Raw genomic sequence first — 20,736 nt, 5'->3', positions numbered from 1 at the left:
TCAATCTATTTGTACTTTAGTTGGAGAGGAATCACATTCGATGTGATATTTCTTAAGTTTATATCTCAATGTGCCTCTGGAAATACCCAAAATCTGGGCAGCTTTTATCTGGTTACCGCTAGACATCAAGAGCGCTCTATGAATTAATTTCTTGATATTATCGTGTAAATTCATGCTGTCATAATGCAACTGCGATTGCGCTGTATGCAATAGATTATTGCTGATTGATTAATACGAGTAAACCCCCGGCTTTGCCGGGGAGACACACAAAGTTTGACAATTCCGGGAATATACGAAAGCCTCCAAGATTGTGAACCGGTCAAAGATCACTTTCAAGGAGGCTTTCGATGAACAACGTTCAAAGCTTAAACCATACGGCATGGGATTGCAAGTATCACCTGGTTTGGATTCCGAAGTACCGAAAAAAGATTCTTTACGGGGAGTTGCGGAAATATTTGGGAGATGTGCTGCGTGAATTGGCATCGCACAAAGAAAGCAAAATCCACGAAGGACATCTGCGAGGCGACCATGTTCACATGCTGATATCAATTCCGCCAAAATATGCTGTCTCCCAAATCGTCGGTTACCTGAAGGGGAAAAGCGCAATTCACGTTGCTCGCCAATATATGGGAAGGCAGAAGAATTTCACCGGTCTTCACTTTTGGGCAAGAGGCTACTACGTCTCTACAGCCGGTCACGATGAAGAGGTGATCCGCCAATACATCAAAAGACACGAAGAAATCGACAAAAAACTCGACCAGCTAGGTTTGTTCAAATAGCAGCCACCTTCAGGTGGCCCCCGATTTCATTGACCGCTTTGAGCGGTTCACAAATTCAAGCCTCCGGCTTTGCCGGAGGTTATGACATCGAGTGCATAGTTATAATATCACTATTCTCCAGTAGCACTGCCCTTTCAATGGCGTTTCTAAGTTCACGCACATTACCTTTCCATTCCTGCTGAGAGAGCAATGTCATAACTTCAGGACTCAGTCCTTTTATATTTTTCTTCAGCCTTCTGTTAAATTCAACAATGAAATATTCTGCTAAGGGGATTATATCACATTTTCTTTCCCTTAAAGGTGGTACACGGATTTTGACAACGTTGAGCCTGTAATATAGATCTTCTCTGAAATTTCCCTTCTTGATTTCCTGTTCTAAATCTCTATTTGTAGATGCTAAAATCCTCACGTCACAATGTTTCTGCGCTGTTCCTCCAACCCGGAAAAATGTCCCATTCTCAAGAACGCGGAGGAGTTTCACCTGTCCTTCCAAGCTAAGATCTCCGATTTCATCCAAAAGCAGCGTTCCATCATCAGCTAACTCGAAAAGGCCAGGCTTGCTTTTATCAGCACCAGTAAATGCGCCTTTGTTATATCCAAATAGTTCTGATTCGAGGAGTTCTTTTGGAAACGCACCGCAATTCAAACACAAAAAAGGTCCTTTGCAACGAGGACTGTAATAATGGATTATCTGCGCAACGATCTCTTTACCAACCCCTGTCTCCCCTTGAATAAGAATCGAAGTATCACTGCTTTTGGCAACGTCTTTTGCAAGTTCCAAAATCTCACACATTTCAGCGCTTTTCGCTCTGAATGAAATGCCATCACCACGATTGCTCTTGTATTGAAGTTGCCGGACCTCCCTCTTGCTTCTAATGGCTTCGTCAGCTTTAAGAAGACTGATCTTGATTGATTCATTTGAGAATGGTTTTTGTATATAATCAAATGCTCCAGTTTGAATCGCTTCAACTACATCTTTGAATGTGCCATACGCACTTATAAGAAAAACGACAATATCTTGATCGAAAGCCTTTATACCTTTAAGTACCTCCAAACCATTCATTCCAGGGAGCCGAAGGTCAAGATATACTATATTCGGATTGTGAATCCGAAGACTATCTAAAGCCGATTCTCCACTATCCGCCAATATCGTATTGAACCCAATTTTATCGATAATTCGCTTTAATGCATTTCTTACAGATAATTCATCGTCAACAACAAGAACGGTATATTTATTCTGATTCATTTTTCCCTGTAATCTAATCTGAATTGAATAATTGTTTCAGTACCTTTTCCCTCTTCGCTATGCACTTCAATCAACCCACCGTGGTCTTTTACAGCCTTATAAGAAATATATAACCCAAGGCCAGAGCCAGTTTTTTTGGTAGTAAAGAACGGATCGAATATTTTTTCCAAATTATCTGAAGCGATGCCACACCCCGTATCGCAAATTCTCAAGCGGATATACTCACTATTTGCTTTATCTAAAGAGTTATCAGCCTTTGACATATTCGTTTCGACTCTAAGCGTCCCGCCATTTTCCATTGCTTCCAGACTATTCAGCACCACATTCACAACAACTTGCTTTATTAGCTCATAATCTAAATTGACATAAGGGATTTCCTCATCAAAAAGCAGATCCAATTTTACCCCCATTTTGTTCATCTTTTTTCTAAAAACGCTTAGCGCTTCCAAGATAAGTTCGTGTAAATTTACGTTGGTTAGATTTGGTTCAGGGGGATGGGCCAAATTCAGGAATTTCTGAAGTGTTGCCTCAATTGAATTTGCGCTCTGAACAATTTCCTTGATGATAGAACGATGACTTTTGGAAATATTAGACTCTTCATAGAGGTACTGTGCATTACAGCTTATTCCCGTTATAGGGTTTCGAATTTCGTGTGCCAACTCAGCAGCAAATTTCCCTACGGTTGATAGTTGCTCAAAATGACGGATTTTTTCCTCTAACTGAATGCGGTCCGTAAGATCCCTAACGAGCGCTACTCCATAAATAGTCTCATTTTGTACATTTTTATTAAAAAAATAGTCACTTTTAACAATTCTTTTTGTTCCGTATTTATCCAGCGTGTATATTAATTCTTTCGAGGCTGATTTACTTTCCGTCAAGGGCTTTAACATTGGACATTCATTCGAGTTACACATGGAGGTTCCAACAAAATTACAGCTATGATAAAGCATATAGCAAGGTGCCCCTATTGCCTCTTTTCTTGACCAGCCCGTGAGTCTCTCTGTCGATTCATTTATATCGACGACAATCCTGTTTTTATTTACCACGAGTATCCCATCATTTGTGTTATCAAATAATGCGATTTCAGTTCCTTTCCTCGCCAGCAACTCTTGAAAAAAGAACGTGTTATCGATTACAAACGTAAGCTGTTTTTCAATAAATCTGAGCAGTTCGCGTTCTTCAAGACTAAGCTTTTTTAGTTTGCTGAAAAACTCCAGGTAACCAGTTGTATATTTTGAATCAATATCAATAAAGATATGGTGGTTTATACCTAATTCCATTAATGGAATCCTGATGTCTTTGGGCTTTATTTCATTAATATTTTCAATTATTAACCCAATAATAGGATCAGATTGTTTATCACGACCATATTTATAATGCAAGACAGAACGAGAGGTAGAATAATGATTTTTTCTAAATATCTCTCGCTGATTATTATTCTTTGCACATAAGAGCATTTCTCCTTCTTCAACCAAAAAGTAATCTACTATATTGGAAAAAATTGTATTCAAATACTCATCAAGATTTAAATGTGATTTATTGACAAAAATATGCCTTAGCATAAACAGGTGATATGCTCTTTCAAGAAGTTTTTCGCATAATAATTTATTATCCCGCAAATCACTATTTCTCAATAGATGCTCAATAAGCGGGCGTTTTTGGAGTATTTTATTTTGAATACTAATTTCTTTAATTTGGCTCATGCGCGCCAATGGAAATACATCAATTTGAATATTGCTTATATTTTTATCTAAAATAAAATCAATTGTACTTTTTGTTTGGAATATCATTTCATCATTTTCGTAGGAATATAGACAAACTAACGCGTATGGAGCCGACCAAATTCTGCGCAGGCTTTTATTAAAATATGTCTCGAAATCAGGAAATATATTCATATTCACATGGCTATATTTTATCTTTAGCTCAGAATAAAGATAATTAGCCAAATAAATATCATTAATAAAATATGATCTATAAACTGTTTTCATTGTATTTCATGCTAATATTGGAAAATGTGGAATTTCAGTTAGTTTAGTTTCCATCCGGAAATGAGGATTTTTGGCCAATATCAAGAAAAGCGAGCGTTTGCGCGGAGGTGACCTGTAGATCGCCGCACAAGCAAACGTGCAGATTGACGCCGAGATTGGCAAAAAAGACCATTTCCGGATGGAAACTGGGTTACGATATTATTCGAATGCAATACCTATAATAGCAAAGCTGTTGTTAATTATATGTAAAATTAATCGGAAAAAGTATTTATATTTGGATTTGTAATCTAACTCATAGAATGGTATTTTGATGCCATCGTAGATAAAATATGATTATTAACAAATTTGGATATAGATGCATTAAATAAATTTCACAGTGTTAACATAATTATTTCTTATGTCATGATAATTTTGTTTTCATAAGCTAGGCAATTCAGAACTTCTTTCCGAACCCAATTACAATCCGGGCTTGTACGATCTCTGGGTCTTACGCATTCTACATTTACCTCTTTTACTATTTTAGCAGGTCTTCTGCTGAGAACAAGAATTTTATCGCTAAGGAATACAGCTTCATCAACATTATGAGTTACAAATAATACCATTTCTTTTTTCTCTCGCCATATTCCTAGGAGGAACTCTTGCATGGAATTTCTTGTTTGGCTGTCCAATGAGCCAAACGGCTCATCCATCAGGGTAACCTTCGGTTCGGTAATCAGAGTCCTTGCAATGGCAGCACGTTGCTGCATACCCCCTGACAGTTCACGAGGATAGCGATTTTCGAAGCCGCTGAGACCGAATCGGTGGATATAGGCCATAGCGGCTTCAAACCTCTCCTTTTTGGGTACACCCATGATCTCCATTCCCAACTGGATGTTCTGAAGGGTCGTGAACCAAGGGAAAAGGGCATATTGTTGAAACACAAGGCCAATTCGATCGGTCTCGTGATTGATTATTCTCCCATCGAGGAGGACCCTTCCAGACGAGGGTTTTTCCAATCCAGCAATTATTCTCAAAAGGGTTGTTTTTCCACATCCGCTTGGCCCGATTATAGAGACAAATGTTCCTTCTTTCACTCGACAATGGATATCATTTAGGACATGGATCGCTGCACTGGAGTCCTGCTTGGGGAAGATCTTGCTGAGACCGATGAGTTCCAGCGCCATAATATCCTTTCCCCGCTTACTGCCAGCGAATAATCCTCAATTCGCAGGCGTGCAGAGCAGCGTTGATCAGAACGCCGATCAGGCCGATTATCAGCATGCCAGCGAGAATCTCGTCGGGCCGCTGAATGTCCCTGGCTGTCATAATCATGTAACCGAGTCCGTAGCCGGATTTAACGCCGGTAAATTCGGCAGCCACCAGGGTCATCCACCCGATGCCCATGCCGATTCGCATCCCTACAAAAATAGAGGGAGTAGCTCCAGGAAGCAATATTTTAAAGAAAATATCCTTTTTCACCGCATTGAGGGTTTGGGCGACCTCGAAATAAACCGGATTGATCGAGACTACCCCTGAGACGGTGTTAAGGAGGATGGGGAAAAAAACACCCAAAAAGATAATAAATGCGGCCGACTTCATCCCGATGCCAAACCAAAGGATGGCAAGAGGGATCCACGCAAGTGGGGGTATCGGTCGGACGAGTTCGATCACAGGGTTGATGATCCGCCAAAGTCGGGGAGATCCGCCCATCAGCAGTCCCAACGGAACTCCCAGAAGTGCGGCGATGACAAATCCCAGGGTAACGCGATACAGACTGTGGAGGATATGATGCGGAAGAAGGTATTCAGGTGGCATCCCGATGGTCATCAGATCCTTCAGGCCTAGGAAAATGCGGGACGGGGCGGGGAGGAGGTGCAAAGGAATCACCCTGATCAAAGAGAGCCCTTCCCATAGCAGGATCAAAACGATTGGTAAAATGAACCGATCCCATCTCATTTCTTGATGATCTCTCTGAGTATTTCCTGGTTAATGAATTTTCTGACAAATGCCTTTGGATCCGAGATCTGGATGTATTTCATACGTGCCAAAAAATCCACATATTCCATCTCCTCTTCAATGCTCAAGTCATAGGTATAGACAACGTTTTTCATGGCCAGACGAATGGTTGGTACGTCCATACCTGTATATTGGACCCCGATTCTGGCGGCATCGTCAGGATTGGACTTGATAAAATCAGTGGCCTCCACATGGGCTCGGACAACGGCTCTGGCATCCCGAGGCCGCATAGAAAGGAAGTGGTCGCTTGCCAAAAGAACACAACAGGGGTGATTTTCCCATATCTCGTGTGAAGTCAGAAGGACCCGGCCAACTCCCATAGTCTGCGCTTTTGCGGGATAAGGCTCCCATGCAATAAATGCATCGATCTGTCCAGCCCTTAGCGCTCCGATCATCTCGGGCGGCTTCAGAACGATCATGTTTACATCCTTTTGACCAAGCCCGAATCTCGACATGACCTTCTTGATCAGGAAATCCTGGACAGTGGAATAACCAGGAATGGCAACCCGCTTCCCAGCGAGATCGAGCATATTCCTTTGCGGGGCATCTATCCCCACGATAACCGCAGACCCCTCGGTATTCACCTGTGCCAGAACCGTCGCCCTGGTTGTTTTATTAGCAACGGCCGTCGTTGCAGGCGCTTCTCCCACGTAGCCCATATCAAGAGCCCCGGCTGCAAAAGCGCTCATCTCTTCGGGTCCGGCCTTGAACACACCAGCTACTTCCACCTCGACTCCGTTCTTCCCATAAAGGCCCCTTTCCAGGGCTACCCAACAGGCCAAGTGATGGATATCACTCTGAAGATATCCGATCCTTACCGGTTTATCCCGGCTATTTGCAGGAAATGCGATTCCTAAAAAGACGAGCGAAATACCGAGGGTCAAAACCGATGCAGATCTCATCGCACACTCCTTCGGGCCCCTATTAAAGCCCCATCTCATTACTGGGCGAACCGAGAAAAACGCTTATTCCGGCTGCAGAACATCATAATACCTGTTAGGCGCCATGCCGGCGAATAAAACAGCCCCTGGACAAGGGACAACAAGTTTCTCACGAAACTGGTAACCAATGATGTTAAACAACTCTAAACAAGCGGAGCAAATATGATTAGTCTTGGCAATAGAATACGGAACAGTTCCGTTTTCATTGCTTATGAAATAGTTTGGTTCGATAAAATTTGAATGATTAGCACAGTGTGTAATGAAAATTTCTTCATAGGATATTCCCCTAACACCCATAATTTTTAACCATTTATCATGCAACCCCGAGTCATCTGCGGCGATATTTTCCCATTCCTGAGGTTTCGCACTTTGATACTTTTTTGATTCTATCATTATCATTTTTTCCGCCCTGCTCGGCACCAATCGGACATGGAATTTGCTAGGCCTTATAACGGTTTCAGGCTTTACACCTTTAGCTTCAAATTCATAAGAAGAAACAACCAAAAATTGTCCAGCATGCAACGAGTTTCGATACCAGGATAATTGCCTTTTGCACAATTCATACCTTTCCCATGCATCCGGAGCAACAAATCCAACTTTCACATTTTTGGAAAGAGGAACGCAAACCGCCTTCTTGGCTTCGATCATCGGCTTGCCATCTTCCTCCAGTACTCCTTTCAATGAAGAAAAATCACAGGAATCAAGCCAATAAACATACTTCTCATATGCCAAAATCTTTTCTTGCAGCACATTCCATTTAAAATGATCAGCAAAAAAAGACTCCAGCCTTTTGTACCATTTCCCAAACTTCCCGAGCCCTTTTTCCTGGGCTTCCAGAACATCGCTGAGGTAGACATCAATCTCAGAAATCTTCTCCTTAGGGATGAAAGCCATCGCTCCACTTTCAAGCGAACGGTCAAGATCGTCCTTTGTCATGGCGTGAGCAGTGAGCATAAGGGTGGGAATACCTTTCGCTCGTGTAAAATCCAAAAGCTCATATCCTCTAACGCCCATGATATCCAGAATAGCGGCATCATAGTGATTCTTCAGAATCAGTTCTTTGGCAGTCTCATAATCTGTGGCTTTATCGAGAACACATACGTCTAATAGTTCAATAAGTGACAATAAAATGTCTAACTCATCGTCAACTATAAGCACACGAATTCCATCTAATTTATCACTCAATTTCACGCTCGCTTTTTTCGTTCAGTAAATAATACGCTTCTTTGAATATTTACTTAGTATACATTCGGAAATTCTTTCATGCAACAAGCTGATTTTCGATCCAGAAATGAAACCGTTTTGCCAATGTCAAGTCAATCAAGCGTTTTTCACAAAACGCCCTGTAAATCGCTGCACAAGTAAACGTCAATATGGATTATATGATTCGTATTTCCGAATGACAACTAGTTAGCTTGTCGCGTCAATTCCCATAGAAAGCGCAACAAGCTCTGTCAGATCAGTCATTCTCACCTTAGATTGGATAGCATTAATGCCTATCTGTAACCCTTGATAGCAAAACGGACAGGTTGAAACAAGACGTTCAGCGCCTGTTCGCTCAGCATCCCGGACCCTTTCTTGGGCCATTTTGTTTTGAATGTCACTAAACCCAGCCTTGAGTCCACCTCCGGCACCACAGCATCGAGAGAATTCATAAATTCGATCCATTTCGACGAATTCGATACCGGGTATCGCCCTCAAGACCTCTCTCGGAGTATCATAGACATTACTATGCCTTCCCATGTGACAAGGGTCATGATAAGTTACCCTTAGCGGAACTTCATGCTTCAACTCCAGCTTTCCTTCTTTTAAAAGCCTGGCCAAAAATTCACAAGTGTGCAGCACTTCCATATTCAGCACGCCCATTTTTTTGTAATCTTCTTTTATGGTACGAAAACAACCGGCGCAAGATGTGACCAGCATCTTCACGTTTAATGAATTAAATAGCCGAATATTATATTCTGATAGCCTTTCAAACTCATAATCGCCAATCCTCAGCAAAACGCTTCCACAACACTTCTCCTCGGTTCCAAGGATACCAAATTTCAGCCCAAGTGCATCAAAAATATTAATCGTGTTGATGCCAACCTCTTTTACATTTATGTCATATGAAGCAGTACAACCCACATAATAAAGAATATCGATTGCGTCAGCTCTATCTATTTGCTTGTCTCTTAGAGATTTATTATATTGGTTTTCAATTTCCGCATTTTGCATTGGATCTTTTTCATCTCGATTCAATAAATTATCTACCTTTAGACTCTTCTTTTCCTCTTCCACATTCAATCTCCTTTTTTCAAAATCCAATAATTTAACTTCACTCCCGGATTGGTTTTGGCGGAGGCAAATTCTCGGGGGGTTTAAGCATATTCGGTATGGCTTTGATCCTTCCTTCCTTTTTTGCCACTCTGGTCCAACGTGCCCTCTGACTCCTAGGTTGTTGCCAGGGATCATCATAAGCTTTTGAGCTGGCTACCATTGGGAGATGGGTATCAATATGCGGTACCCCGGAATCTACAAGGGATCTTCTCAGTGCTTCATATAATTCTACGGTATCAATCCTGGACGGACAAACGAAATGGCACTGCCGACACGTGCTGCACTCATACAGAGCCGCCGCAGCTGCTTTTATATCATCCTCAGTAGGAAGCTTCGGGCATAAAATTCTGCCGATCCAGCTTTCCGGATTAAAATACTTTCTCCTTAAACTATTTTGTGCACTGATGATTTTTCTGAAAGCGCGGAGTTTTTCTTTTGGTGTTATTGTAATACGTGAATCCTGAACATATACGGGACACCATTTGACGCACATGCCGCATCTCGTACATGCATACAGCTCCATCACTTGATGCCAACTTAAATTACTTATATCAATATATTTGCCTTGTTTTTCTTTCTCATTCATTATGAGAACTCCACTCATTAGTATATATTTAAATTATCTTTTTTTAATCCACCCCATTTTTGAATACCGCTCTCCAGTAGTAACGAAGGCAAAATCGAGCGGAGAGGCGAATATATGCCTAAACTTGCTGAATGGTATATAAGCTATAAATATTAAGGATAGAATGCTATGGCCCCAAAAAAGATATTTCAGGCTTGCTGCTGTTAAGTGAAAATTATCAAGGAAAGGGACGAACCAGCCCACCGCAAAAGAGTAACCTGCGTCAAGGGCATCAGGGTACACTGCAATCCGAACGGCTTCACAAAGAAAGCCGGATACCGTTAAAATAAAGAGAAACCAAATGGCTATTGAATCGCTGCTAATGGTGCTTATAATTTCCGGTCTTATGATATATCTTCTAATAAGAGCGATCACTGTCCCAGCTAGCATGATGAGACCCCAGAAGTCACCCCAGACAGCTAGAAAAAGATTACCGTCTCCGGAGTTGAAATAAGCGAAAAAGGAAGATGTTGATGGCATAAGCCAATTCATAATAAAGTGGAAGGATGTCAGCAACAATAACGATATAAACCCCCAAAAAATCATTATATGAGCCAACCATGCTAGAAAACTATATTCCAATATCTGTGTTTCCAGAATACTCGCTTTCAGTAAAGCACCCGTCCATCGCCAGCCGTTAATATTTTTATTTAAAGTCGGTGCCTTGCCAAGCCGCCAAATATGGAGCATGCTTACGACGCCTAGTACCATGATAAAACTTGCAATGATAGCTAATATATAAAAAGTAAGGTTTGCTAGCTTTTCATAATGCATCTTTACCCCCTCAGTTTTGCAAACTTGTTCGAACTGTCTTAAAATAAATGTTTAAAAATATCTTTGACATTATTATCAAATTCGAAAATACAATGCGCGCTAGTCGAAATCCATCCAGCCCTTTATCAAGCTTTCTTTTGATCATCCGCAGCAAATTTGTAGTCTCAGAGCAATAAGCAATTAACTGGCGATCCTCCCCACTTTTTAAAATGAGTTGTTCAATTTTTTCAAGCCGCTTAATTCTCACCCAGATTGATTCGAGAAAAATACGAATTTTGGCTGGTTGATAAATCTTCCTGCCGATAAGCCAATTGACAGGTGCCATTTCCATACCTAAAGCCACAATCCTAGAATTACTGACCTCTCGCTTTATATTTCCGAGAAATTGCATAGCTTTTTCAGCCTTGAGAACAAGGATATTTTGGTCATTCCTGTTTTCTTTTACCGTGTGATTTTTCACATCCCAGTACATAACATCTGCTACAAGCATATTGGCTACTGGGAAACTTGGGTGCTCAAAATGTGGACCGAACAGATAGAATTTGCCAGACCCCATTTTTGTTCTGACAGCAGCTGCTTTGCCGATTATTGTCATCTCAGCGATGTCTTGAGATACGAAAAACTGGGTTTTCTCTGTAAAGCTTTTGTAGAATGCCAGCACTTTAACGTTTTCAGACTGTGGAACAATCATCGGAGGCCCGCCATAGAGAGGGGCCAACAATTCATTTATTGAACAAAAGGGAGCCTCGCCATTTGTTCTCAGCTTCACCTCTTCTCTGACCGGATGAAAGATAAAGGAGCAACCATACGGCGAGCAGTATTTCTCAGACACCGCTTTTTCCTTTGGAATCGATTTTATCAAATTTGCAATTTTTACGTTTACAAAGTTAAAAAGATTCAGATACTGCTTTGAGGAATTGAGAGGAAGGTAAGCTCCGGCGCATGCCCCAATGTAGACACCACCGTCTCTAACAAAACGCTCCAACCTATTGGAACCGATCATTCCTAATGCTTGGGCAACAGCAAATGTGTCTCCTCCTGACATGGCGAATACATCAAGATTATTTAAACCATCTTTTTGAATTTGACTTTCATCTAGAAAAATCACGTCATAAAAACCCATTCTGTCAAATAGCTCAGCAAACCATAACCATGAATGGGAAGCTCCACTCCCGGCATATACGCCTATTTTCGGATACTGCAGAATGTGGTTTGCAGCTAGACATCCTGCAGCAACTGAGCAAGCCATTCCCTGCTCTCCCCAAAAAACGCTTTCTCCCTGAAGAAGTCGTTCGTTGACGCGTCTATAGTTTCTGAAGATTTCGAAATGTTTTTTCATTGTTAGCCTACAATACATCCATTATATGACAAACATATACTGGGAATGTTGCGGCAAAAATATTTTTTATTTAGAAACATCAGCGACTGCTTGATCCAATGTTTCACTTGTTATCCCCAAGTCTGTACCTGTGTTAAAAAGATCAATCAATAAATCCTCACTTAATTCGGGCACCATCAGCGCAAAGATCGGATGTATGCCAAATAGGTAGGCCACGGCTTGTCGTCTTACCCACCATGCGCCATTCTTGCTTCCATCCCCAGGAAGACCAAAATCTGAAAAGAGAGGTTTCTGCGGACTCCATGGACTAAACCTGCTGGTTTCCTTGGATTCAAAGGGACCTTTCAGATTGATAAGTTCATTCTTGAGCTTCTCGATATCTGATATGCCCTTTTTCTGGAGTATTTCGCAGGCGGCGACTGCATCGATTCCGTATTTAGCACATGCCTCCAACAATCGGCAGGAAAGTTCGGCTGATAGCCCAAGTTTTTTAACTCCCAGCAAGGCATAAATGTCAGTAATAAGATACCCTGGTTCTTCCACATCACTTTCTTTCAATATCCTCGGATCTTCATTATACTTTACGAACGTATTGCTGGGGTATGGACAGTTAAAACAGGAACTATGCCTATGAACGAGAGGGGAAATCCACTCCCTGATATCTTCTTCCCCTAAGGCTACAGGAAATTCAATGCAACCTTTTTTATTTAGAAAAGGCTTTTTCTTTATTAATGACAGTATCTGCGCGCATTTCTCCAGAAATAGATTTGGATTGGCGATTTCAAAGAGGCCCATGCCCCTCAACACAAGGGATTTCAATTTTTTTCTTCCAAGAACTTTTCCAAATCCCCATCTGTCACCACTTGGCCAGCAGTTGATCATTATTTGGGCTATGTCCGAACCGTCCTCCCCTGCTTTTCCGATTGTCAAGAACTGGATAAGTTCATCTCCAAGGACGTTCCTCAACCCAACATTGAGATCTGCAATTTCCCAAGGAGTTTTCCCCCAATACTGACTCGCGTCATTTATATCCGCGATACCATCATGTAGCCATAGATACACGGGTTCCTTAGAAGCACCCTTAACAACAATATAATCAAAGCCAGCATATTTCATTTCCATGGCTGAATAGAGACAAAACGGGGCATGAGACATCTCCCCGGTTAGTGGGCTTTTAGCTGTTATAATTCCTAGAGATGCTCCGGGAACCAATGTTCCCGTAAGCACACCGGTTCCGAATACAATTGGATCATCTTCAATAAATTGTTCATACAAATATTTCGTGATACCAACACCGCCTATACGCTCTCTAATCAGCTCATCATCTACCTCTTGATTGCTTACTGTTCCATTTGATAGATCAATAACCGCTATATTATTCGATGACAAATATTCCATTTACTCACTCCTCTTCTCATTATTCTAATATTATGGCATCCTGCGGACAAAATCTTACGCACAGGGGTCCGTCATCTAGCCCTTCGCATAAATCACAGGCTTCTCTGAGCAAAATAGGCTTTGCGGCCGGATCGGCTACAACGTTCTCATCGACGATTCCAATACGTTGGATTTCCAATCCCTCGGGTCTAGCCAGGATCAGGTTCTCATGCTCCTTAAACATAAGCCCAAAATAATTTTTTTTCTCCCTGTTCCGATATGTCACAATACTTGAAGCAAGTGTAGCAAAGGCATCATCCCTGTGAAAATCACAGGCAAGTTCACAGGCCATACAGGCGGTGCATCTTAAAGAATTGAATTTTAATCCCATAATCGTATCTCCTCCCAACGGTACCTCTGTTTTTTGTTAAATTTAAAACCGTCTAACCCCTTTGCTTAATTTATTTTCATCCGGAAAGGGCGTTTTTTGACAGTCTCGGCGTCAATCTGCACGTTTGCTTGTGCGGCGACCACCAGGTCGCCTAGGCGTACACGCTTGATTTCCTTGATATTGGTAAAAACTTCATTTCCGCATTGGAAACTCGGCTGTACCCGGAATTCATTTCCTGATGGAGATCTAATTTAGGCATTTCCAATATTTCTTATGGATATTTCTAATCCTGGCGATTGATTCCCTATTTTGCTCTGAAACATCAGGCAAATTTTGTGGCATATCGTAGGGCTCCCGAAAATCTATATTTACATTCAGGCCCCCAGCAATAGTAGCTAAGAAACCTAATGGAGATAAATTCCGATCTAGACTGAACCCGCCGACATGCACGAATTTCCCGTTACATGTCACTCCGGCGATTTGTGATAAAATGGACACAGTTGATTTTAACCCATTCAGTGTTAGCATCATTTGATTGATTTCTACCGTATAATGTGCACCATTTAAACCAACTGCCACAACCAACTCAGGCTTGTATTCAACTCCAATGGGTAAGACAATCTCGCTTAGAGCGAATAAGAAATCCGCATCCGAAGTATAAGGCGCAATCGGAATATTGACAGTATATCCTTTACCTTTTCCCCTTCCGACCTGTTCAGGGAATCCAATTCCAGGATAGAGTGTTAATGGATCCTGATGTATATCAATACATAACACCTCTGGTGTATCATAAAATATCTTTTGAGTTCCATGGCCCGTATTGGCAGCATAATCAATTAGTAGCACTCTTGATAAACCGTAGTTGATTCGCAGGAACTCAATCATGATTGCAACATCGTTTAAAATGCCAAAGCCCCCGCCAAAATCGGCACCAACATGATGCCCCATTGTCGAGAAAACGAAACTTTTATCACAGCTTTCATCGAGAACGAGCTTCCCCCCAAGAATATCAGCCCCGGCAAACAGCCTGGCCACATCATAAACCCCCTTTACAACGGGGGTATCCAATGTAAGCAATCCACCATTCTCATTAAGGCTAATCACCAAATCCAAATATTCCTTCGTATGGACTGCCAAGATATCCTCGTTTCTGGCTTCATTTGGCTTAACAAATTCAATTTGGGTGATAGCAGATATTTCCTTGTTTGTCTTAACAAGCCCAAAGGCGATATCTCCATCCATATAGTCGCCTATTAAAGGGTGGTGAGGTCCAAAGGAATAGTTTCTGAAGTCTTCATGATATACAATCGCGACCTTCAAAGAAAAACCCCTCCTATTTGGCGTGTGGCTGATATGCGCACAAAAAATCTATCGAGAATTTTTAGCGCATCGGAAGCCAATATAGTTGTCGGCATATTCAGGACGTCTCCAATATCGTCGCGCACACCTGCTAGAAGCGGCATCATGGATCCAGGATCCACCACGAAGAACACGCATAGCTCCTTCGCTCGGTCCCCTGGGATTAACGCTTGGAGCTTTTCTATAATAGTCTTCTTGATACCAATCCCCTACCCACTCCCAAACGTTGCCAGCCATATCGTAGCAGCCAAAAGGACTTTTCCCCTCTTCGTATCCCCCAACCGCTTTGGGCGACCCCGAGCCTGTAGAGACGGAACGCCCCTTGCTCCATTCATTTCCCCAAGGCCATATCAACGCGTCGTTTCCTCTGGCCGCCTTTTCCCACTCCGCCTCTGTTGGCAGTCTTTTTCCTGCCCATTCTGCATACGCAGCAGCATCGTGCCAGGTTACCAACACAACTGGGTGATCTCTGGTGCCATCGGGATAACGATTGTCTTTCCAGCAATATTTCTTTGCCCACACTCTATCGATGTACGGAGCTGCATAGCCAGTGGCAATTATAAATTCCCTGTATTGCTCATTCGTTACAGGGAATTTGTCGATAAAATAAGCGTCTAGAAAGACCTTTCTCTGAGGCTGCTCATCGAAATTTCCGTCTGTATCACTTCCCATTATAAATTCCCCGGCCTCGACGTATATCACATTCCCTCCTTACAATTGCCTCCAATACCGCTCATGGATAGTCTTTAAGCGCAAAGTCATTTTAGATACCAATTCATTAACCCCGGAGACCATTTCTGGAATTTTATATGGTTCCTTGACATACATCATTTCATTACCAAGAACGGCACCAATTAACGCTTCCCATGCAAGAGGAAATATTTTCGCATCGTATGAGTGACCTAAAATTAGCACCATCTTTCCACTGCACAGCGTGTTTGCTAATTCAATAATTGTACGCATCTGATTAAACAATCCATTCAGCGTCATATGCAAGTGGGATAGAGGATCGGCAAAATGCCCGTCTATTCCCCCAAATACTATTATTAATTGTGGCATGAATTCAGTAATGATTGGAATGCAAATCTCGTGAAAGACATAGAGCGCATTATGATCGCCGCTTCCTTGTGGGAGTGGGACATTTACAGTAAATCCCTTGCCTCCTCGTAAGCCGATTTGCCAAGCAAACCCGGTCCCAGGAAACAAATATAATGGATCTTCATGAATGTCGATGCAAAGAATATCAGAATCTTCATAGAAAATATCCTGCGTGCCATTACCACAGTGAGCATCGAGATCTATTATCGCGATCTTTTTCAGTCCATAAAATTGTCGAAGATATTCTACCGTAATGGCAATGTCATTAATCAGGCAAAACCCGCCACCAAAATCAAAGCCCGCATGATGTGCCCCTCCACCCAATACTATCGCCCTTTTAAATATGTTCTCGACAACCAAGCGACCGGCTAGAATGCCAGCACCTGAGAGCAGTTTCGCAATGTCATATATGCCCGGATGAATCGGGGTGTCCATGCTAAGAAACCCGCCCCTGCTATTCAATGTATCCAGCAATTCAAGATAGTCCTCACCGTGGACGAGATTGACAACTTCTTGTGAGGCTGAATTTGGTGTGACAAAAGTAAGGTCAGCCTTGTGCCCACAAATAGATTGCGAGGCGAATATTTCAGGTAGAGCAGAGTATCTGTCGCCATGAAATGGATGATTTATCCCGAAATCATATTCTTTGAAATCGGGGTGATAAATTATGGCGGTTTTCATTTATAATCCTTCCAAAAGATTATTTTGAATCCCCGGAAGAACAACTTCCGCGTTGTCCCGGCAAATATAATCGGCTTTTTTATCAAATGTTGTTTTTGAAAGATTAATTATAGCAACCTTGCCATTATTTGCCTTAACCAAATTTGGAAGGAGGCCAATGGGTCCCATTCTTAATCTTGTACCGATTACCAGCATGAGATCAGCCACAATGGCAATTCGTTCAACCTCAAATGCTTTTGCGATAGGAAGCCCCTGATCGAAAAACGGGATGTCTACCTTAAGCACCGCATTGCACAATTTGCATCGCGGCATTTGTTTTCCCTCTTTTAAGGCCCTTTCGATCTCCTCTTCGGAAAGAGCTAAAAGCCTTTTTACACAGGAGTATGTAGTTACTCTCCTAGAACATTTAGGGCAACTGCTGGTGTAAAATGATCCATGAAACTCAATGACATTTTTGCTGCCAGCCTCTTGGTGCAGATGGTCTAAATTGGTTGTGACAATGGCTTTGATACTTCCATCTTTTTCCATATTGGCAAGCGCGATATGCGCAGCACTCGGTATCGCTCGCAACATCGTTTTTAGAAAGCAGATAGCTACAATCCAGTGGTAAGAGGGATCCTTCTCAAAGAAAGCTAACATCTCAGCTTTTTGAAAGTCATATTTTCCCCACATCATATTATCAGCATCAAACATTGGAACACCTGCTGGAACGGAAATTCCGCCACCTGTCATTGCAATGACACAGTGGGCCTGACGCATCTCATTAGAAATTATCTCGATAAATTCGCTTGTGTCCATGTTAATAGATTTCACATTCATCGCTGTCGTATCGTTGTTTAATAAACAAAGTGTTTAACAGATGCATTTTCTAGAATAACAGACGCATGTCATTTTACAGTCTAGAACTCCGATAAATGTTAATACGGGATTGCATTTTATTCAGTCTAAATTTACTTATGCCTTGCATTATTTTAAATAATGCTTTTTTATGCATCTAAAACAATTTGAAAGCGGCACACTAACACAAATAATCGTCGTTAAGCACTCACTTGCACGCGAAAGTTAGCATTTGCATTCATGGCATTCTATACTTATTAATCAAAAAATCGGCATACGCACTTTTTTGAATAAGATCCCCGTCATAGAGTTCCGTTTACAAATTGTTATGATGCACATTTATAACGGGGATCTTATTACTAAAGCTTTTTAAAAGCTTTCATTGAATAAATAGATCAAGACAATGTCGGTTCTCCGCCAGGAAGATGCTGTCTCTCAAAGGATTCTTCTTGGTTAGCTTTTTCATCCATAAAAGCCCTCGTCGGCCGATGGAAGGGTTGGCTTTTTGCACTGAAAATTGCATTCTCATCAATTTCCTTAAAACCCATCTTTTTTATCTGGGCTCTCCATTCCTCCGCCTCAAACTCACCGAAGCCGATCATTTCACCATCGGCACCACACCTGTTTAGCTCTTTGTACCAGTCTGCCTCCCCAAGCATTTTCTTTTTTCGCCAATATCCCATACCCTTTTGTATTCGATGGTAATGCGGAATCTCACTTTCAAACCAGGTACGCTTACCAGGCTTTGTCAAATGGTCATCCAATTTCCCAGCCTTTAGATCATCAAGTAAGGTGTCGATATCCAAACCCACTTCCTTGGCTGCAGACCACTGACGTCCATGCTCTTCGTACCACTTTTCTTCCTTTGGAGTAAAAAGGTACTGCACCTTTTTTGGCTTTTCTTGGACCTTTCTATGTTTATCTCGTACATAAACGCCAGGGATGTTACAGTCATTTGTGCCAATTAACGTTCCAAGCCGCGGGAAGTTGTAATTCGCAGTGAATATCATATTGTTGGATGGGAGGGGATAAACCCAGCCTCTCTCAAAGGACTCAGCAAACGCCATGCATGCCTCAAGAGCGGTTTCAAAATGAGCAAAGTTGAAAGGGTAGTTTACATCTCCGGACCACTGCATGAATGTCGATGGTGTTGTTTCAACAGGATGCCTTTTACCAATCAGAGGCTTAACATCCGGATCTTCGGTTAAAAGGCCAGGCCTGGTTATCCATTCATCGCCCTGCCCCATATTGAATTTATGAAACATAATGGGTTGTCCAAAAAATTGCACGCCAGACTTGTCAGGCGCAGTAAAGCGCTGCACTAATGTAAGGCCATGTGACCAGAGCCAATTCATGATTCCGGTGACCTTTTCTGACCACAGGGGATCCTTCAGATCGAGTCTCTTCTGAATACCAAGTTCGGACAATTCATCGTAAATTTTGAAACTTTTTAAGAATCGCTCCTTGACTTGCTTAGGGACTAAAACATTATAACCAGGTAGTTCAGTCACCTCCACTTTTCGCCTGTCGCCCCCAAGATCAACTTTTTCCAGTGGCATAATTCAGCCCCCCTCTTCTAAGATCTGATTTTGATAAAGATAGTCCTTTTCTGTCGACGCGAAATGTGCACATTTTAGGTACCCAGGGATTTAAGAGCTTCTATGGGTTTCGCCCCGCAACTTACTGCAACGAGTTGAACTGAATCGAAATTTTTCAGTTCGGATTTGATACCGATTATCCCATCTCGAAAATTTTGCTCGCAAAAAGGGCAGTTGTTGACAAGAAATTCAGCCCCTGTCAACTCAGCTTCTTTCACTCTGTCCAAGCTTATACGTGTTGCAAGATCACCATAACCGCTTTTTACCCCACCCCCGGCACCACAGCAGCGCGCATTCTTTCCATTTCTCGGCATCTCTATCAATTGGATTCCCGGTATTTCATTCAACAATTCTCTTGGTGTTTCGAAGTATCCACAATGCCGCCCATTGTGGCACGAATCATGATATGTAACTCGGGCATTGACTTTGTGGTCCAGGGTTAGTTTACCGTCTTTGACTAGCCTGAGAAGAAAGTCGAAAGTATGCATCACTTCTGGTTTTACGACTTCACCAATTTCCTCATACCACTCGGGATAATCTTGAAAGATTGTCTTGAAACACCCTGCACATGATGTAATAATCGTTCTGCAGCCATATTGCTCGTATAGATCATTAAATTCTTTAACATTGTGCCGCGCCACCCTCTTAAATTCTTCTCTTTCGCCAACGCGCATAAGGATCGATCCGCATTCCACCTCGTTTGCACCTAAAAATCCCCAATTGACTCCAGCCTTGTCAAGGCACTGGGCTGTCGAAATGACAACATCCGTCATTGTCCGATCCAAAGCGGCAGTACATCCGGTGTAATAGAGAACATCGATCTTTTCTTTCTTTTTAGCGAGATTCTTCCCTTTTGGCTCATAGATTCTTGTCCAATCAGCTTTGGCCCTTCTTGGTTGTCCCCACGGGTTGTCGTTTTGTTTAACACTAGCTAGAAGCACCTTGTGCCCGGGTCTGTGCTCAAAACCAAGCTCAACAAGATCTGCCCTCAGTGCCTCATATACTGCCGCATGATCCATAACGCGATGAATAGGAAAGCTTGCTGTCCCTCCATCCTCGATCTCATCCCAGGTATTGTGGCACATATGGTTACATAGGTTGCATACCGTGCACATATAGACGGCATCCGCAAGTTCTTGCGATGGTTCGAGTCTACCCTCAAGCAGTGCTCTGATAACCATGTTCTTGCCCCTGGAATAGTATGGCTCAAACCCTGGAGTGAAATCATATACCGTGCATGTACCGTCAGCGCCCACTTCGCTTCTCTGATCATTAATACAGTTGCCACACTGCATACACCATGTAAGAGCGCGGATATCCATCTGTTCCAGATTATGAAACTTGGTCCTGTACATTGTTCTCGCTTCTCTATCCATACCCAGCCCTCCT

Annotated in this window: 21 protein-coding genes; 1 reads left to right on the top strand and 20 read right to left on the bottom strand. The window is 42.2% G+C overall.

Going from position 1 to position 20,736, the window contains the following annotated elements:
• The gene (locus ACZ500_RS05325) at positions 1–126 is read right to left on the bottom strand and encodes a helix-turn-helix domain-containing protein (protein WP_464233000.1); all 126 of its coding nucleotides are present in this window, start codon (positions 124–126) and stop codon (positions 1–3) included.
• Positions 127–347: 221 nt separating this feature from the next.
• Here ACZ500_RS05325 and tnpA point away from each other — a divergent pair, with 221 nt between their 5' ends.
• Entirely contained in the window at positions 348–779 is a 432-nt protein-coding gene (gene tnpA, locus ACZ500_RS05320) for an IS200/IS605 family transposase (RefSeq protein WP_464231395.1), read from the top strand.
• A gap of 79 nt (positions 780–858) precedes the next feature.
• Here the strand turns inward: tnpA and ACZ500_RS05315 are convergent, their stop codons facing one another.
• The 19 genes from ACZ500_RS05315 to ACZ500_RS05225 all read right to left on the bottom strand — a co-directional run bounded on the left by ACZ500_RS05315 (position 859) and on the right by ACZ500_RS05225 (position 20,723).
• Complete coding sequence (locus ACZ500_RS05315) at positions 859–2,025, bottom strand: sigma-54-dependent transcriptional regulator (protein ID WP_464231481.1); 1,167 nt, start codon at positions 2,023–2,025, stop codon at positions 859–861.
• Positions 2,022–3,920, bottom strand: coding sequence for a two-component system sensor histidine kinase NtrB (locus ACZ500_RS05310; protein WP_464231480.1), 1,899 nt, complete (start codon positions 3,918–3,920; stop codon positions 2,022–2,024). The genes ACZ500_RS05315 and ACZ500_RS05310 overlap by 4 nt, the downstream gene beginning before the upstream one ends.
• A 136-nt stretch (positions 3,921–4,056) precedes the next feature.
• Positions 4,057–4,185: a hypothetical protein gene (locus ACZ500_RS05305; RefSeq protein ID WP_464231479.1), complete on the bottom strand. Its 129-nt coding sequence runs from the start codon at positions 4,183–4,185 to the stop codon at positions 4,057–4,059.
• 223 nt (positions 4,186–4,408) lie between these two features.
• Positions 4,409–5,176 (bottom strand): ABC transporter ATP-binding protein, encoded by a 768-nt coding sequence (locus ACZ500_RS05300; protein WP_464231478.1) that lies wholly within the window; start codon positions 5,174–5,176, stop codon positions 4,409–4,411.
• A 16-nt stretch (positions 5,177–5,192) separates the two neighbouring features.
• Complete coding sequence (locus tag ACZ500_RS05295) at positions 5,193–5,948, bottom strand: ABC transporter permease (RefSeq protein ID WP_464231477.1); 756 nt, start codon at positions 5,946–5,948, stop codon at positions 5,193–5,195.
• Positions 5,945–6,910: an ABC transporter substrate-binding protein gene (locus tag ACZ500_RS05290; protein WP_464231476.1), complete on the bottom strand. Its 966-nt coding sequence runs from the start codon at positions 6,908–6,910 to the stop codon at positions 5,945–5,947. The genes ACZ500_RS05295 and ACZ500_RS05290 overlap by 4 nt, the downstream gene beginning before the upstream one ends.
• 63 nt (positions 6,911–6,973) lie before the next feature.
• On the bottom strand, positions 6,974–8,140 hold the full coding sequence (locus ACZ500_RS05285; protein ID WP_464231475.1) for a response regulator: 1,167 nt from the start codon (positions 8,138–8,140) through the stop codon (positions 6,974–6,976).
• A gap of 219 nt (positions 8,141–8,359) precedes the next feature.
• Positions 8,360–9,229: a (Fe-S)-binding protein gene (locus ACZ500_RS05280; protein ID WP_464231474.1), complete on the bottom strand. Its 870-nt coding sequence runs from the start codon at positions 9,227–9,229 to the stop codon at positions 8,360–8,362.
• A 37-nt stretch (positions 9,230–9,266) separates the two neighbouring features.
• Positions 9,267–9,854, bottom strand: a complete 588-nt coding sequence (locus ACZ500_RS05275; protein WP_464231473.1) for a 4Fe-4S dicluster domain-containing protein — start codon at positions 9,852–9,854, stop codon at positions 9,267–9,269.
• Between the two features lie 33 nt (positions 9,855–9,887).
• Positions 9,888–10,667 carry a respiratory nitrate reductase subunit gamma gene (locus tag ACZ500_RS05270; RefSeq protein WP_464231472.1) on the bottom strand — a complete coding sequence of 260 codons (780 nt, stop codon included), beginning with the start codon at positions 10,665–10,667 and terminating at the stop codon, positions 9,888–9,890.
• A gap of 10 nt (positions 10,668–10,677) precedes the next feature.
• Positions 10,678–12,006 carry a BPL-N domain-containing protein gene (locus ACZ500_RS05265; protein WP_464231471.1) on the bottom strand — a complete coding sequence of 443 codons (1,329 nt, stop codon included), beginning with the start codon at positions 12,004–12,006 and terminating at the stop codon, positions 10,678–10,680.
• A 66-nt stretch (positions 12,007–12,072) separates the two neighbouring features.
• Entirely contained in the window at positions 12,073–13,404 is a 1,332-nt protein-coding gene (locus ACZ500_RS05260; protein ID WP_464231470.1) for an aldehyde ferredoxin oxidoreductase N-terminal domain-containing protein, read from the bottom strand.
• Between the two features lie 19 nt (positions 13,405–13,423).
• Positions 13,424–13,774: a 4Fe-4S dicluster domain-containing protein gene (locus tag ACZ500_RS05255; protein ID WP_464231469.1), complete on the bottom strand. Its 351-nt coding sequence runs from the start codon at positions 13,772–13,774 to the stop codon at positions 13,424–13,426.
• A gap of 246 nt (positions 13,775–14,020) precedes the next feature.
• Positions 14,021–15,094 (bottom strand): arginase family protein, encoded by a 1,074-nt coding sequence (locus ACZ500_RS05250; RefSeq protein WP_464231468.1) that lies wholly within the window; start codon positions 15,092–15,094, stop codon positions 14,021–14,023.
• A gap of 48 nt (positions 15,095–15,142) precedes the next feature.
• Complete coding sequence (locus tag ACZ500_RS05245; RefSeq protein ID WP_464231467.1) at positions 15,143–15,835, bottom strand: formylglycine-generating enzyme family protein; 693 nt, start codon at positions 15,833–15,835, stop codon at positions 15,143–15,145.
• Between the two features lie 9 nt (positions 15,836–15,844).
• On the bottom strand, positions 15,845–16,912 hold the full coding sequence (locus ACZ500_RS05240; RefSeq protein ID WP_464231466.1) for a histone deacetylase family protein: 1,068 nt from the start codon (positions 16,910–16,912) through the stop codon (positions 15,845–15,847).
• A complete protein-coding gene (locus ACZ500_RS05235; protein WP_464231465.1) occupies positions 16,913–17,731 on the bottom strand; it encodes a Sir2 family NAD-dependent protein deacetylase in 819 nt (272 codons plus the stop codon).
• A 413-nt stretch (positions 17,732–18,144) separates the two neighbouring features.
• On the bottom strand, positions 18,145–19,308 hold the full coding sequence (locus ACZ500_RS05230; RefSeq protein ID WP_464231464.1) for a hypothetical protein: 1,164 nt from the start codon (positions 19,306–19,308) through the stop codon (positions 18,145–18,147).
• A gap of 74 nt (positions 19,309–19,382) precedes the next feature.
• Positions 19,383–20,723: a (Fe-S)-binding protein gene (locus ACZ500_RS05225; protein WP_464231463.1), complete on the bottom strand. Its 1,341-nt coding sequence runs from the start codon at positions 20,721–20,723 to the stop codon at positions 19,383–19,385.
• Positions 20,724–20,736 lie beyond the last annotated feature (13 nt).

The organism is Desulfatiglans parachlorophenolica, assembly GCF_055394735.1.
This window is presented reverse-complemented; position numbering and strand designations above follow the sequence as displayed.

Coding starts and splice junctions, on each gene's coding strand:
- ACZ500_RS05260 (WP_464231470.1), bottom strand. CDS start 13,404: ATGGAATATTTGTCATCGAATAATATAGCGGTTATTGATCTATCAAAT.
- ACZ500_RS05300 (WP_464231478.1), bottom strand. CDS start 5,176: ATGGCGCTGGAACTCATCGGTCTCAGCAAGATCTTCCCCAAGCAGGAC.
- ACZ500_RS05235 (WP_464231465.1), bottom strand. CDS start 17,731: ATGAATGTGAAATCTATTAACATGGACACAAGCGAATTTATCGAGATA.
- ACZ500_RS05255 (WP_464231469.1), bottom strand. CDS start 13,774: ATGGGATTAAAATTCAATTCTTTAAGATGCACCGCCTGTATGGCCTGT.
- ACZ500_RS05230 (WP_464231464.1), bottom strand. CDS start 19,308: ATGCCACTGGAAAAAGTTGATCTTGGGGGCGACAGGCGAAAAGTGGAG.
- ACZ500_RS05240 (WP_464231466.1), bottom strand. CDS start 16,912: ATGAAAACCGCCATAATTTATCACCCCGATTTCAAAGAATATGATTTC.
- ACZ500_RS05295 (WP_464231477.1), bottom strand. CDS start 5,948: ATGAGATGGGATCGGTTCATTTTACCAATCGTTTTGATCCTGCTATGG.
- ACZ500_RS05265 (WP_464231471.1), bottom strand. CDS start 12,006: ATGAAAAAACATTTCGAAATCTTCAGAAACTATAGACGCGTCAACGAA.
- ACZ500_RS05275 (WP_464231473.1), bottom strand. CDS start 9,854: ATGAATGAGAAAGAAAAACAAGGCAAATATATTGATATAAGTAATTTA.
- ACZ500_RS05290 (WP_464231476.1), bottom strand. CDS start 6,910: ATGAGATCTGCATCGGTTTTGACCCTCGGTATTTCGCTCGTCTTTTTA.
- ACZ500_RS05270 (WP_464231472.1), bottom strand. CDS start 10,667: ATGCATTATGAAAAGCTAGCAAACCTTACTTTTTATATATTAGCTATC.
- ACZ500_RS05305 (WP_464231479.1), bottom strand. CDS start 4,185: ATGGTCTTTTTTGCCAATCTCGGCGTCAATCTGCACGTTTGCTTGTGC.
- ACZ500_RS05225 (WP_464231463.1), bottom strand. CDS start 20,723: ATGGATAGAGAAGCGAGAACAATGTACAGGACCAAGTTTCATAATCTG.
- ACZ500_RS05310 (WP_464231480.1), bottom strand. CDS start 3,920: ATGAATATATTTCCTGATTTCGAGACATATTTTAATAAAAGCCTGCGC.
- tnpA (WP_464231395.1), top strand. CDS start 348: ATGAACAACGTTCAAAGCTTAAACCATACGGCATGGGATTGCAAGTAT.
- ACZ500_RS05315 (WP_464231481.1), bottom strand. CDS start 2,025: ATGAATCAGAATAAATATACCGTTCTTGTTGTTGACGATGAATTATCT.
- ACZ500_RS05325 (WP_464233000.1), bottom strand. CDS start 126: ATGTCTAGCGGTAACCAGATAAAAGCTGCCCAGATTTTGGGTATTTCC.